Annotated in this window: 10 protein-coding genes and 1 other RNA gene; 4 read left to right on the top strand and 7 right to left on the bottom strand. The window is 44.1% G+C overall.

Annotated features, from left to right (window positions below; translation table 11 throughout):
• Positions 1 to 64: 64 nt before the first annotated feature.
• Together NG22_RS04165 and NG22_RS17915 are read left to right on the top strand one after the other, a co-directional pair.
• Positions 65 to 1,060: an acyltransferase gene (locus tag NG22_RS04165; RefSeq protein ID WP_053406877.1), complete on the top strand. Its 996-nt coding sequence runs from the start codon at positions 65 to 67 to the stop codon at positions 1,058 to 1,060.
• Positions 1,061 to 1,171: 111 nt separating this feature from the next.
• Positions 1,172 to 1,315 (top strand): hypothetical protein, encoded by a 144-nt coding sequence (locus NG22_RS17915; RefSeq protein ID WP_172674290.1) that lies wholly within the window; start codon positions 1,172 to 1,174, stop codon positions 1,313 to 1,315.
• 87 nt (positions 1,316 to 1,402) lie between these two features.
• On the opposite strand, the gene NG22_RS04160 is transcribed toward NG22_RS17915, so the two are convergent.
• The 7 genes from NG22_RS04160 to NG22_RS04130 form a co-directional block, all read right to left on the bottom strand.
• Positions 1,403 to 2,560, bottom strand: a complete 1,158-nt coding sequence (locus NG22_RS04160; RefSeq protein WP_053404557.1) for a sigma-54 dependent transcriptional regulator — start codon at positions 2,558 to 2,560, stop codon at positions 1,403 to 1,405.
• 62 nt (positions 2,561 to 2,622) lie between these two features.
• An RNA gene (gene rnpB, locus NG22_RS17150) (RNase P RNA component class A) lies at positions 2,623 to 2,995 on the bottom strand.
• A gap of 171 nt (positions 2,996 to 3,166) precedes the next feature.
• Positions 3,167 to 4,144, bottom strand: coding sequence for a Smr/MutS family protein (locus NG22_RS04150; RefSeq protein ID WP_072159028.1), 978 nt, complete (start codon positions 4,142 to 4,144; stop codon positions 3,167 to 3,169).
• Positions 4,145 to 4,390: 246 nt separating this feature from the next.
• Positions 4,391 to 4,960: a Maf family nucleotide pyrophosphatase gene (locus tag NG22_RS04145; protein WP_053404555.1), complete on the bottom strand. Its 570-nt coding sequence runs from the start codon at positions 4,958 to 4,960 to the stop codon at positions 4,391 to 4,393.
• Positions 4,961 to 5,295: 335 nt separating this feature from the next.
• Positions 5,296 to 7,197 (bottom strand): alpha-L-fucosidase, encoded by a 1,902-nt coding sequence (locus NG22_RS04140; RefSeq protein ID WP_072159027.1) that lies wholly within the window; start codon positions 7,195 to 7,197, stop codon positions 5,296 to 5,298.
• Positions 7,110 to 7,442 carry an alpha-L-fucosidase gene (locus NG22_RS17725; RefSeq protein ID WP_157600860.1) on the bottom strand — a complete coding sequence of 111 codons (333 nt, stop codon included), beginning with the start codon at positions 7,440 to 7,442 and terminating at the stop codon, positions 7,110 to 7,112. Before NG22_RS17725 ends, NG22_RS04140 begins: the two co-directional genes overlap by 88 nt.
• 419 nt (positions 7,443 to 7,861) lie before the next feature.
• Positions 7,862 to 9,991, bottom strand: coding sequence for a translation factor GTPase family protein (locus NG22_RS04130; protein WP_053404552.1), 2,130 nt, complete (start codon positions 9,989 to 9,991; stop codon positions 7,862 to 7,864).
• 687 nt (positions 9,992 to 10,678) lie between these two features.
• On the opposite strand from NG22_RS04130, the gene NG22_RS04125 reads away from it, so the two are divergent.
• Together NG22_RS04125 and NG22_RS04120 are read left to right on the top strand one after the other, a co-directional pair.
• Entirely contained in the window at positions 10,679 to 12,559 is a 1,881-nt protein-coding gene (locus tag NG22_RS04125; protein ID WP_082304983.1) for an RICIN domain-containing protein, read from the top strand.
• Between the two features lie 55 nt (positions 12,560 to 12,614).
• Positions 12,615 to 15,434 carry an RICIN domain-containing protein gene (locus tag NG22_RS04120; protein WP_157600859.1) on the top strand — a complete coding sequence of 940 codons (2,820 nt, stop codon included), beginning with the start codon at positions 12,615 to 12,617 and terminating at the stop codon, positions 15,432 to 15,434.
• The last annotated feature ends 12 nt before the right edge of the window (positions 15,435 to 15,446 follow it).

The following is a 15,446-nucleotide window of genomic DNA, read 5'->3' as shown; positions in this document are numbered from 1 at the left end:
AAGCCCGTCGGAACCTTTGGCAGATAAAAGTGCTTTATTTAACTTGCAGCCTAATATAGAAAGCATGTCAAATTCCTCTTTGCAGGCCTTAAAAAACAGGGTACTTAATCTTACGCCGCGCCATTTTGATCAATTGGCACTGGACATTTTTCATTTCCAGGCAGAGAATAATCCTATTTATAAACAATGGATTCAGCTGTTGGGAAAAAATCCCTCCGAGATTCAACAAGTTGATAAAATCCCTTTTCTACCCATTAGTTTTTTTAAAAACCATAGTATTAAAAGTGGAAATTGGACGCCTCAGGACACCTTTGAGAGTAGTGGCACTACCGGGATGACCCCAAGCCGGCATTATATAGAGGATTTGAAATTTTATGATACCCTGGCACGTCTCATTTTCACTGATTTCTACGGACCGGTGGAAAACTATGTCTTTTTGGGTTTATTGCCCTCCTATTTGGAAAGAACCACTTCTTCTTTAGTACGCATGGTGGACCAATTCATTAAGATTGGGAAACATCCGGAATCAGGTTTTTACCTAAATGACCATGAAGACTTAATCCGCCAGGTGGAGAAAATCAAAAAATCAGGTAAGAAAGCAGTACTTATTGGGGTGACTTTTGGCCTGTTAGACCTTGCCGATCGTTATGAAGCCGATTTTTCGGATTTGATCGTGATGGAAACAGGAGGTATGAAAGGAAGAAGAAAAGAATTATTAAGAGAGGAAGTTCATCATTTTCTAGCGAACCGATTAAACATTAAGGAAGTTCACTCTGAGTATGGCATGACCGAATTATTATCCCAGGGATACTCAAAGGGGAACTCTTTGTTCAAAACAGCAGACAGCATGAAAGTATTGATCAGAGAAACCAATGATCCTTTGTCTTTAGAGACCAGGACCAAAAGCGGAGCCATCAATATCATTGATTTAGGCAATGTGCATTCCTGCTCCTTTATTGCCACAGAGGATTTAGGCAAAATTCATCCGGATGGAAGTTTTGAGGTATTGGGTCGTCTGGATAATTCGGACATTCGGGGATGCAACCTAATGATCAGCTAAAAAATTTTGGAAAAAAATATATTTATAATATCTTAGATGCTCAAATGGATATTATTTTAATTGAAAAAAATATAAATAAAATATAACCCTTAAAGCCTGAAAGAGATGAAATTGAAATTACTCGCGTTGGTGGTGGTATTGTTTAGCATGGGAGCTTGTACACAGTATACTTGCCCTACCTATTCAAAAGTAAATGTTGAAGAGCCGGTTCAACAAACAGCAGATGAAACTCAGCAAGAGCAGGAAAACGCTTAATACTTAGAGAAATAAATAAAAAGTCCGTCTTCGGGCTTTTTTTGTAATAAAAAAAACCACCGAAGCATTTTCGGTGGTTTTTTCTATTTAAAACTCTACATATTTCTTCACATCCTCGGCGGTAATCGACTTATCCGACATGATTACCAAACGTTCTACTACATTTCGAAGCTCCCGGATATTACCCGTCCATTCTCCTTTTTGCAGTTCTTTTATTGCATCATCCTCGATCGTCTTGGGGGCAGTTCCATATTCCATGGCAATATCTCCCAAAAACTTCCCAACCAATTCCGGTATATCCTCCAGGCGATCTTTCAGCGCCGGTACCTGAACCACGATCACCGACAGGCGGTGGTAAAGGTCTTCCCGGAAATTACCGTCAGCAATCTCCTGCTTCAGGTCCTTATTGGTCGCCGCAAAAACACGAACATTCACCTTGATATCCTTATCACCACCCACACGGGTAATTTTATGCTCTTGCAAGGCTCTTAACACCTTGGCCTGAGCAGAAAGCGACATGTCTCCAATCTCATCCAAAAATAAGGTGCCACCATTGGCCTGCTCAAACTTACCAATGCGCTGCTTCACGGCAGAGGTAAAAGAACCTTTCTCGTGCCCGAACAATTCACTTTCGATCAATTCAGAAGGTATCGCAGCACAGTTGACTTCTACCAATGGGGAACCAGATCTTTCACTTTTGGCATGCAAGGCACGAGCCACTAATTCCTTACCCGTCCCATTCGGTCCGGTAATCAATACCCGGGCGTCGGTAGGCGCTACCTTGTCAATCATCGACTGTACATCAGAAAGAGAAGAGGAACTACCAACCATTTCATATTTACGCGCCACCTTTTTCTTCAAAACTGTGGTTTCTTTCACCAGGCTCTTTTTGTCCATGGCATTGCGTAAAGTCAATAGCAATCGGTTCAAATCCGGCGGCTTGGGAACGAAATCAAAAGCACCCATTTTGGTAGCCTCAACAGCCGTTTCAATAGAACCATGTGCAGAAATCATGACAAACTGGGTTTCAATGCCCAACTCCTGTGCTTTCTCCAATACCTCCATACCATCCATTTTTGGCATTTTGATATCACACAGGACTACGTCATAGGAACCCATTTGCAGCTTTTTCAAACCCTCCTCACCGTCTCCGGCCTCATCTACAGAAAATTTTTCATATTCCAGAATTTCCTTCAGGGTCATCCGGATGCTGCGCTCATCATCAATTATTAGAATCTTAGGCATGTCGTTAGTAGTTCAAAAGCAGAATATAGTTTGGCCCGTGGTTAGCGGGGTAAAAACAATAAAGTATGTGCAAGCCTATAAGCCGGGTTCTGTATACTCCGAAGAATATGCTTATCATTTATCTGGGCCTGTCGTCACCAACAGGCTCAATCAACCTACCCTCCGACATCGGACGAGTCGCCCTTATCGCGCCGAAGCACGAGCTGCCGGTATATTTGGTCTTTCAACCCATAAGGTTTACCCTGCCACTACTGTCACCAGTAGCGCGGTGGGCTCTTACCCCACCATTTCACCCTTACTCCGAGGAGCGGTATATTTTCTGTGGCACTTTCTGTACACTGCCAAGGCAGCGCCCTTCCCGTTAGGAAGTATGGTACTCTATGTTGCCCGGACTTTCCTCACCTGCATAACAGGAGCGATAAGCCAGCTTGCACAAGGCTACAAATATAAAGAGGTCCACAGGTAAAATAACACTACGAACCTCAAAATTTTCGCATTTTTGGTCAAATTCTAATCAAATGCATAAAAAGAAGGCATAGTGCGATTAGAATCTTAATATTTAGACGATAAAATTGGATGGAAAGGTTCCCACTTTTATCGGAGGACTTAATGAATTTTCACCCGGGTAGCGGCAAAGCCAAAGCGGGTTCGTTCTGTTTCCTCATAAAATTTGATATGAGCGGCCTTGGAGAGATACTTATGAATTTTATTTCTTAAAGTCCCGTTTCCGATTCCGTGAACAAAAACGATTTCATCCATGCCGGTGGCAATGGCATCATCCAGTTTTTTGGCGAACACTTCCATCTGCAGCTCCAGCATCTCCTCCTTTTTCAGGAATTCATGATCGGTACTTATTTTTTCAATATGCAAATCTACCTTGTCTGCAGGGCGCACTACTTTTTCCACACCGCCTGTCAAAGTTGCGGCAGCTTGCTTTTGCGACATTTTAGAATGGATTTCCTGGGCATCTACTGCTTTCAGATCCTGATCAATTTGCACGACATAGGCCTTCTCATTCAATACAGGGGCCTCTTTTTCGACCTTAAAGAAATTGGAAGCCCGGAATTTCAATCGACGTTGGAACAATCCGGTATTTTCAAAATAATCCTCCGAATGTAGCATATAGCGCACCACTAAAGCCGGCCATTCATCAAAAGAACGAATCGTCTTTTTATGCAGGCGTTGATAGTTTTTAGGTAAGATCACGCCGGCCGAGACTCCTTGCTGATTGCCAGTGGTGGTTTCCTCACTCACGGAATAAACAATCGAATAATCTGTATTATTGATCAAAATGGCTTCCAGAATTTCATGTCCCAGTTTGGTATAGGCCATAAAAACTCCTCGCTCAGAATTCACCACTTTGGGCTGCACCGCCTCCACTTCTTTTACATTTTGAGTGGCCGAAGCACCTCCTTCCCCAAAATAGTCTGTTTCCTCTTTGGCGACCACCACCACTTCTCTGGCTGAAACGGGAATTACGAAACCATCCTCAATTTCAATTTCTACAATATTGTTCTTGGTAACATTGACGATAATCCCCTCCTGATTATCGTGCATTAATCTTACTCTGTCTCCTATATTCATTTCAATATCCTTTCATCATTTTTCCCACAATGGGAATTTCTCTTTCAATTTGAGAAAATATTTTTCAAAGAAAAGCTGTCTATTGTCCAAAAATGAGAAAATTTCTGTACTTTCTCTATATTTTGATCCACAATAAGCTGATTTTAACCTACTTAGATGCAGTCGGCAAATTAATTGCCCTTATTTAGTCAGGTTAATGTTGGGTTATGACAAAAGCTCCTCGTAATGGCAAAGCCAGAGGAGCTTTTATTTTGACCAATTTTTGAGTTCCTCATAAACCTGCTGCACCGGCAACCCCATCACATTATAATAAGAGCCTTCAATGCGGCTGATGCCGATCATGCCAATCCATTCCTGAATACCATAAGCCCCCGCTTTATCATAAGGCTTATAATGTTCAATGTAATAATTGATTTCTTCGGCTTCCAATTCCCGAAAAAAGACTTCGGTGGTTTCATCCCCCACTACCTGTTGGTATTCGTCGCGAATACAAAAACCGGAAATTACCTGATGCTGTTTGCCAGACATGCTCTGCAGCATTTGAAAAGCTTCATCGGCATCAGCGGGCTTCCCTAATACCTTTCCATCCACCACGACCACCGTGTCGGAGGCTATTACTAATTCATCTGTTTTAAGTGTATAGGCTTTGGCTTTTTTCTCCGCTAAGTAAGCCGCCACTTCTTCAGCAGGCATATCAGCAGGAAAACTTTCATCCACATCCAGGCTAATGGCCTCAAAAGGAAAACGCATTGCGGCTAATAGCTCCCTTCTTCGGGGTGACTGGGAAGCTAAAATGATTTTTTTCTGATCAATCATGTCGCAAGATAAAAATAATCTAAATGCCGGACAGCAAAAAAGGCCACTCCCTAAAAAGAAAGCAGCCTTTTCCCTAACTCAGGCTCATTTGAAATCATGATACAAGCGTATTATTAGCCCGAATTATTCCCCGCGGAATACTTTAAGTCAAACCAGGCCCTTCCCTATTGGTCAATCATAATATTTTTCGTTGATTTCCAATAGCCCAAATTGGGCTAAGCTTTTTATCTCCTCTCTCATCTGCTTACTTGGAAAAAACTCGAAATAGGAAAAATCCCTTCATTTTTCCCACCTTGCAGCTAATCGAGAATTTAATTCGGCTAAAAACCCATCCTTTATTTCAAAATGATTTTTTCTATATTCAGTGCGGAAGCTTTATCCACCTCGGACACCTGCACTTTCAATTGATTTTGGCCACTCTCCGGTACATTAATTCGACCCACCTTTAATTGCTGCAAACCATTAGTGGTCGCCGGAACCTGAAAGGAGTAAGCTTCCTGGTTCACCCAAACCGTAATAGCTTGCGGAATGCTGTTTCGCAAAGAAATCCATAAATCAAACTCCCCACTTTGCTCTGTAATCAGGAATGGCCAGGAGGCACTGCCCTCTGCTGACCAGCCTCCCAAGTAAGAATTATGCTGCACCCATAAGCCTTTTTCTAAAATGGCTTCCTTTGCCAGTAGCACCACCTGCGCATCCGAATTTTGACTTAATGTAAGCGGATCTAATTGAATTTTTTTGAACGCAAATGGCATTTCCTGATCTTCCAACAAAGTCATTTTCATGGTATATCGCCCCGCACTTTCAAAGGCCACGCTGCCCATTTTAAAAACAGTACTGTGCACTTGCCCTCTTTCTCTTGAGGGGTACTGAAGCTGAAGCAGCTTACCATCAATTTCCAAAGAAAAGTGATAATCCCCTGACTTTTTGGGGAAATCTACCAAACTACTTAAGCGATAAAGGCCCGGCTGCCTGATATCCACTTCCCAGGAAAGAGATTCGCCTTTACTCTTCCAGTTTTGCACCAATTTGGTCTTCGCGTCAAAATACTGCTGACCCGCTATCTTGGCCTTTTGAGCAGAATATAAATTCCCTGCCTGAAGCTCTTCCACGTCTACTTCTGCTATTTGCAATTCCCCTGCTACCTCTACAGCCAATACACTCACATTGGGATCGGTTGCATGAAAAGGCAATTGAAGTTCGGGCCCAAGGGCTGTCTTTTCCCAATGGAGCGCCTGTTGGTCATCTGCCAGCAAATATGCCCGACTGATTTCATTTTTCAATCCCGGAATTAGCAATTTCTGATCTCCCGGCCAATCATAGATGTGGAAGTATAAAATATTGTCCTTTTGCGTACACGTTCCGTAGAAAGGCAAATGCTTAAATGGGGTATGGCTGCTTCCATGAATAGCTTCAGCATTTACAGACATCCAGTCTGCAAGACCTTCCAGGCGTTCAATACTAGCCTGAGGGATGCTGCCATCCGGTTTCGGCCCTATATTTAATAAATAATTTCCACCCTTTGACACTGACTGGGTCAAATTGATCAGTAAATCTTTCAGTGATTTCCAGTCCTGATCACTTTTTCTATAGGACCAGTTGTGATTCATGGTCATGCAGGATTCCCAATATTTATCCAACTGCACAAATTCCGGAATATTTTGCTCCGGCGTTTCAAAGTCCCCGCAAAAAGCGCCCATTTTTCGATTACCCAGTCGGGTATTCTGAATGATTTGAGGGTATTGTTCTTCCAGTAATGTTTTAAAAGGTTGGGTCCGCTCCACACTCATGGCTTTGGGCATATCCCACCACATGATATCCACAGCGCCATAGTTTTCCAACAATTCCGTCACTTGCGGATAGGCCACCTGCTGCAAATACTCATCAAAAGAAATGGGAGCTGCATGTTCCGGATCCCAGTGTTGCTTTACGTATCCCCCATTTACCCAGTCCAGGGAATGAGAATAATAAAAGCCTAATTTAATCCCTTCCCGATGACAGGCATCTGCCAGGGGCTTGATCAAATCTTTCCCCCATTTGGTCGCCTGAACGGCATTCCAGTCCGAGTATTGGGAATCAAACAAGGCAAAACCATCATGGTGCTTGGTGGTAATGACCAGGTATTTCATGCCCGCCTCTTTGGCTAATTTCACCCAATATTCCGGATCATACTGATCGGGGTAAAAATCCTTGGCGACTTCTCTGTACTCAGGAATGGGAATGCGGGAATTATGCATAATCCACTCTGCATACCGGGGGTCTCTTCTCCATGATATACTCCTTCCCAAATGGCATTTACACCCCAGTGGATAAACAGCCCGAATTTGGCCTCTTCAAACCAATCCATTCTGGGATCATGTTCTCTTTGTGGTTGCGCCTGCGTCTGATGGAAAAATACGCTTAAAAGCAATGAGCTAAAAAATAGGGTAAACTTTCGTTTCATCATCATCTCTAAATAGTTGGCAAGCGTGTAGAAAACCACCAGACTTCAAATTTGAATTATTGAAATTGATTTCAGATAATATTCAGCAATATGGCTACTATTCTCTCGAGAGAAGGGGCCTCCCTTCCACAATTCTTCAAATTTTCGTCTTGTATTTTGGCTAAAAAACGCTTAAAATTGGGGTTAATCGTCAGTAACAATTTAAGATAAGCCTCTTAAGTTTTTGGCAAAAAAACCTTTATCGAAAACCGAATCTTAAGGCTGGTTTCTCCCTTCGACATCTCGCTTCCACCGACTCTTTCAGCACAAAAAAAATAGCTCTATGGCGGCTTAAAAGCATATTTCTGCTTTCATCCCAATTAATAAAAACGTTTGCCTTCTACCATAACATACCATGCAGACAAAAAAATAGCGACCCTTTTCCGGATCGCCATTCTCTATAAAAAGTCAACTATCAATTACGCTTCCATCAGTTTTGTGGCTTCCCGCACCATCTCTTCCTGTAAATTAGCTGGTAAGGGCTGATAATCCTGAAATTCCCAATGGAACTGCGCTCTTCCCTGAGTGATTGACTTCAAAGAGGTAGAGAAATCTCCCAATTCAGACTGTGGAATTTGAGTGGTGATAATCTGATGATCATCCTCCGGATTCATCCCCAAAATCATTCCCCTTCTACTCTGAACTTCCGTCATCACATCGCCCATTTGATGATCCGGCACCGTAATTTCGACCAAATAAATCGGCTCCAGAATTTTGGGGCTCGCCTGGGCAAAAGCAGAAGAGAAAGCCTTGGCGCCGGCAATTTTGAAGGAGATATCATTGGAATCAACCGAGTGCATTTTTCCGTCCATCACCAATACGCGCACATCCCGAACATAGGAACCGGTAATAGGACCCTCTTCCATTTTTTCCATTACCCCTTTTTTAATGGAAGGAACAAAGCGGGCATCAATGGCGCCCCCCACAATGCAGTTATAAAACAACAACTTTCCTCCCCAGGGCAAATCGATTTCTTCCTTATGACGGACATGTAAATCCTTGGAGGGTTCCGGCATGCCTTCAAAATAGGGATCAATTTTCAGAAGGACTTCCCCAAACTGCCCTGCTCCGCCGGATTGCTTTTTATGGCGATAGGTGGCTTCGGCAGGTCTTTGGATGGTTTCCCGATAAGGGATACGCGGCATTTCCCAAATCACACTTAAATTATAGTTTTCTTTAAGCTTCCATTTGATGGTCTCCAGATGCAGATCCCCCTGGGCGGATAAAATCAATTGCTTTAATTCATTCGAAAATTCTACCCGAACGGTAGGATCTTCCAGGGCAATTTCCCGCAAAGCTTCTCCCAGCTTTTCATTTTCATCCTTGGACTCGGACCATATATGCACCCGCAATCTTTCTTCCGGGAAGGTAATAGGCTCCAGAATGGTGTTTTTGCCTTTCAGGCAAAGGGTATGGTTGGTATAGGTATGCTTTAGTTTCACCACAACGCCAATATCTCCGGCTACCAACTCATCCACATTATGCCGTTTTTTCCCATCTACGATGTAGAGTTGCCCCAATCTTTCGGTCGTCTCTGTTGTTGGATTATAAAGTTCCTGATCAGTGGTTATCTTACCGGCAATCACTTTAAAATAGGATACTTTCCCCAGGAAGGGTTCATTAATGGTTTTAAAAAAGAAAAGTGTGGGATCGCCATTCAAATCATAATTCAATTCCCCACCATCCGTCAGGGGCTCAGGTTTCAGGTCGGCAGAGGCGGGTGCTACATTATCAATAAAGCCCATCAAACGGCCGGAACCCATATTTTGCTTTGCTGAAAGACAAAAAATAGGGAAAACATCATGGTTTGTCATACCAATCCGTAATCCCTCTCTTAGTTCATCTTCCTCCAGATTTCCTTTCTCAAAATAGAGATCCATGAGGCGTTCATCGTTTTCGGCCGCTTTTTCCACCAAGGCATTGTGCAGATCATTGGCTCTTTCTTGCTCTGCCTCGGGAATGGGGCGTTTCTCTGGCCGTCCTCCTTCTTCCGGGAAAACATACATCACCATTTTGAGCAAATCAATAATCTGATGAAAGCCCTGGCCAGGCTGTAAGGGGTATTGCATCAACACCGCATTTCTGCCGAAGGTATCGAAGATACTCTCTACGGAGAATTCAAAGTCAGCTTTGGGATGATCCAATTGATTGACAATAAAAATGGTGGGCTTTTTAAATCTTTCGATTTGTTGCCACACCAGTTCATCTCCAACTTCTACGCCCGTTTGCGCATTCACCATCAATAAGCAGGTATCCGCTGCCCGAACGGAGGAAACCACTTCCCCCACAAAATCATCTATGCCGGGGGTATCCAGAATGTTAATTTTATAATCGCGCCACTCCGTATGAAGCAAAGTGGAATAAACAGAGCTGTGGCGCTGATGCTCTATTTCATGATAATCGGAAACGGAATTTTCTTCCTCTACCTTCCCTCTTCGATTAATTAAGCCAGCTTCGAACATCATCGTCTCGGCCAGCGTGGTCTTGCCTGATTTCGTAGAGCCGAGCAAGACAATGTTTTTGATGTGTTTCTGATCAAATACTTTCATTTGCCTCATGGTTTTATGGTGAAAAAATAATTTTCCTAACCCTACCCCCAACTGTATTTTAATATACCGATAAAACCATGATAATTACATGATAATCCTCAGACTTTCATGTGACTAAAAAAAACACCGACCGAAACAGAATTAAGCCCAATAATTTACCATTAGATTTCAAAAAATAAAGGTTTGGCCTTTACTGACAGCGCATATGGAGTCGTTTTGCTTTTTTAAACAGCCCCAATTTGGACAAGCTTGCTTTCTGGTCTTTCACATGCTTCGATGGAAAAAACTCGAAACAGGAAAACACCTTCCTTTCCCCAGGCTGGTCCCCATGCAGATCCCCCTTATTTCCACTAATGAACCGCCCCCTGAAACCGGGGAATTTTGAGGGGAGAAATTATTTCTACTCAAGAATGGTTACCCTTAAATACGGTGAAATGCTCTTCTATTTATAATATTGATGGAAATAAAACTTTTCGCGCAATGCTCAATATTGTAGCTTCTCTGCCTCCCCCTATTTCTTTTTCTTGTCCTAATAGCCGCTTGCCTGAACATAATGCCCCCTTAACAACCATTTGAAATTTTTCTAAGGGTATTCTCCTAATCCACTACCTTCCACTAGATTTTTTTTGATCACCTTAATCCCCTGGCAGTCAGCACGGGATTGAGATTACGCAACACCAAATTACTATGAGAAAATTATTATGCTTACTGATGAGCATTTACATGCTTCAGGCCACAGCGCAACCCACCTTTCAAAGCGGAAATGATCCGGCTCCTGCTGGTAAAAAATGGGTGAAAAACAATGCCTTTTCCGACGAATTTAATGGAAGTGCATTGGACAAAAACAAATGGCTGGACTATCATCCCTACTGGGTCGGACGGTCGCCGGCTATTTTCAAACCCAATGCGGTAACGGTGACCAATGGAAAAATGCAAATAAAGAACTACAAGCTCAGCCAAAGTGAATGGGTGAATGGAAATGAATACACCATTGCCGGCGGGGCAGTGTCCTCCGTTGCAACAAATGGGCATTACGGCTATTACGAATGTCGAATGAAAGCGAGTAAGATTTCCATGTCTTCCACCTTTTGGATGAAAAACCGATGGGACAGTAGCAATTGTCCCAAGACCCAAACAGAATTAGACATTATTGAATGTATTGGAGGGGCTAAGGAAAGCCCCACTTTTGCCACCCATATGCATTCCAATACCCACTATATTTATAATCCCTGTAGCGGTGCCGAAGATTGGAAATCCCGTGGTAACAGCGCCTCGGTAGGGGGCAATGTAGCAGATGACTACCATGTTTATGGCGCTTACTGGAAAGATGCCAACACCATTTTATTTTATATTGATGGCGTGTACCAGTATACGGTAAATCCAAGAACCGATTATAGCAGCACCCCCTTTGATCGCCCCATGCAAATGTTTTTGGTAACCGAAACCTATGACTGGCAAACTCCCCCGACGGCGGCAGAATTGGCGGATGATAGCAAAAACACCACTTACTACGACTGGGTTCGCGCCTGGACATTGGAAGATGATCCGCAGGCGGGTGAAACCATCTCCTTTGGTCAAGCCTACACCAGTTTACCGATGAGCAGCTCACAGAACATTAGCGTGCAATATGTCGCCCAACAACAAAGAGAGGTAGTGGTAGAAATATGGAAGGGGGGCAGCTGGCTGGCCGCCAGCAAAAAAACGGTGGCTGCCGGGACCAGCAGTGCAAGCATCAGCATTAGCCTGCCCAATAGCCCGACTGCCGGCACTGATTATATCCTCAAGGCCAGCATCCGCCCGGTGGGCACCGATTGGACTCAGAATATTGCCAATGCCCAAATCAACAACATCTCCATCAGTGCCGGAGCCATTATCGCGGATGGTACCTATGAGATTAGAAGCGTGGCCAGCGGCAAAAATTTGGGAGCCCCCAACTGGAATAGCTGGAATGCTACCGAAGTAACCATTGGGAACTATGACGATCAAAAATGGATCCTTAGCCATCAGGGAAATGACATTTATACCATAAAATTAAAGGCCACCTGGGACGGAAATAAATATTTAGAAGTGCCCTATGCGGCTTGTGAAAACGGAAGTCTGGTGAAAACTCATAGCAGCGCTAGCGGTTCCCACCAAAAATGGAAAATAGAGCAAAATGGAAATGCCTATACCCTTCGGCCTCATCACTGCTGGGGACAAGCCCTGGATGTTCGCCCGCAAGATGATAATATCCATACCTGGGCCTATGATGCCAACAATGGAAATCAGCACTGGCAAGTGATTCCTGCTAGCAATCAGCGTCAACTTCCGGCCGCCTCCACTGAAAAGCTGATCCTTTACCCCAACCCATCTGATGGGAAATTTCATCTTCAACTTCCTGCAAGTATAAAGCCTGAACAGGAATGTCAGCTGATGATTTACAGTCTTTCCGGAAAAAAGATTTACGAAGCCTCATTGACTAAATCTGCCACGCCTGATGCAGTTAGTCCGGGACTGAGTCAGGGAATTTACCTGCTCATGGTAAAGTCAGGAAAGGCGATATTCCAGGAAAAATTAATTATTGAATAATCAGCTGGTTAAGGAATTCACCAGTCAATTTTTTCATCACCCAAAATTTAAACTCATGAAAATCCTTTTTTTTCATAGAGCGGCACTTCTATGCTTACTGCTCAGCCTTCACCTCCATGTCCGGGGGCAAAATACGGTCACCATTGATCCCAGCGTCCAATTCTATATTGGAGGGGTGAGTCAACTGGACCGCACCAAATTCTTCAACATTCACGATACCTGGGGAAATGGAGAGGTCACCAACACAGAATATGAGGACCTTACCAACCGGCTGGGGGTCAATTTCGGCAGGGGTTTCTGGGGACCTTTCTCATTTGCTAAAAGTAAAGCCAATGGGGAAGTTGGGGTATACTCCACTAATCCCAGTGAAATTTCTGGCTGGGGAAATAACAATATTAACAGCACCAAAAACAGCAGCACCTGGTACCGGCACAGTAGCCGGCATGTGGTCACCGAGCACCCAAAAAATGTAGTGCGGTGGAATATTGACATGAATACTGCGGCAAAATGGAGTGCCGATTATTTTGAAGCCTTTTATGAGCCTGCGTTTCTACCCGAATATTTTGAGCCCATGAACGAGCCTTTTGTCCATGCCGGAGATGCTGAATTTTCGGCTGAACAACCGGATAATCAACTGATGAGGGAACGGATGGCGGATTGGTTTGGAGCCATAGGCGCAGAATTTAATGCGCGGGGCATCAATACCAAAGTGGTGGGTTATTCCTCTGCATGGCCATCCATGGAACTTTGGGATTTTGGTCATTGGAACACCCGTATGAAAATGTTTATGGACCGGGCCGGAGCAAATATGGATGCCTTTGCCATTCACCTTTACGACGGGATCAATGTTACCGGACAGGATACCCGCCGATCCGGCTCCAACGCCAATGCCATCCTTGATTTGGTAGAAACTTACAGTCGCATAAAATGGGGAACGGTGAAGCCATTTGCCATTACAGAATTCGGAGGCATAGAGGCCGGTTACGGAGCGGAATATTCAGCAGTCAAGAGCATACAGTCGGTAAAATCGATGAACCATATCATCATAGACCTTATCAAAAGGGAACATAAGATAGATCTAGCCATTCCCTTTAACTGTGGAAAATCCACCTGGCACATTAATGCCGGCAATAATTACCAGCCTTATGGTGCGGCCCTCTGGCGTCCGAAAAATTCCGGACAACCGATTGACGGCAACACGGAATGGGTGTATACGGAACGGGTAAAGTTTTATGAATTATGGTCTGAAGTGAAAGGGCACCGGGTAGAAATCAACAGTGCTAATCCGGATATTCAAAGTCTGGCCTTTTTGAATGGGAGTGAACTCTATGTGGTATTGAGTAATTTGGATGATGCCACCCAAACTGTGAGCCTCTCCCTGCTTTCTCAGGCGCAGAACATTCAGTCGGTCCATCAAAAAGCGCTGAAAATTTATGCCAATCAGGATCCGATTTTCACCAGCGCCACCTTGAAGGATGCTCCATCAGACATTAGCCTGATTGCAGGAGAAACCACAGTACTGAAATACCAATTTTCCCAAAATGTTAGCTTCCAGAATGCGCTTCGCTCAGTAAGGTATTACAACAATCAACATCTGATTCCGATTGCAGGAACGACAAGCTTTGAGTTTAACAATGTGAATTTGGGCACTGCCGGAGCAGGTAAAGCTTTTCTCCGGATGGGCATCAGCCGTAAGCACGACAAATCTAAACTGCCGGTGATCAAAGTAAATGGCACCAGCATTCCGGTCCCTCAAAACTGGGCGGGTTATGATCAGGCCAATCGGGAGGATTTCTTCGGGGTAATTGATATCCCGGTATCATTCGATTTACTCAACACCAACAATACCGTCACCATCCAATACCCGGACAACGGGGGCTTTATTAGCTCTTTGATTCTGGATGTTCAGCGATATGACAGCAAACCGGCATTCACCGACCTGTTTACTTTCCATAATTTCGGTTCCCTGCCCGTTCAGAATAGCTATGATTTCTATTTTAATTACAGTGCAGCCGGTGCCCGGGATTTGGTGGTGGAATTCTGGAAGGATAACCAATGGCAAGCCAGCGGCACAAAAACAGTGAGTACTGGGGCTGGCACCACCTTTATCCGTATTAACCTGCCTTCAACTCCTACGGAAGGGAATACCTATACGCTAAAAGGAAGTATCCGGCCAGTAGGCACCGACTGGACTCAAAATATCAAGACAGATCAAATCAATAATTTCACCATAAGTGATGCCCTGTTAACGGATGGCCTTTACGAAATCCGATCGCTTGCCAATGGCGAAAATATTGCCGCAACAGCCGAGAACAATTGGGTGCCGATCAATAGCAGTCCGGCCAATGTTAATCAGCAAAAATGGCAACTGAGGCATCTGGGAGATGATGTTTATACCCTTCAGCTACTGGATCAGTCTGCTGGGGTTAAATATCTGGAAGTCCCTTATGCAAAATGTGAGAATGGAACCCTCCTGGGAACCTACTCGCAAGCCAGCGGTGCTCATCAACAATGGAAAATTGAAAAAGAAGGCGGAGCTTTTTTCCTCAAACCGAATCATTGCTGGGGACAGGCCCTGGATGTGCGCCCCTCCGACCAATACCTGCAAACATGGAATTTCTATGCCTCCAACGGCAATCAAAAATGGAACTTTATTCCTACCACGGCCAATAATAATCGCCAGCTGGTGGAGAATACCGGCCCACAGATTTTGGTTTTCCCTAACCCGAACCGCGGAGCGATGACTCTGGAAATTCCTTCTGCCATGGATCAGCAGATCAATATCCGCATGGTGGATCTATCGGGCAAAACGGTTTGGGAGCAAAACCAATTCCTACCCTTGGACGCAACAAATTACACCTTCAGACCCACCTGAGAACAGGCGTAT

Source organism: Persicobacter sp. CCB-QB2, from assembly GCF_001274635.1.
In the GTDB taxonomy this organism is placed as follows: domain Bacteria; phylum Bacteroidota; class Bacteroidia; order Cytophagales; family Cyclobacteriaceae; genus Persicobacter; species Persicobacter diffluens.
Note: the sequence above shows the minus strand (reverse complement) of the source record. Positions and strands in the feature narration are given on the sequence as shown.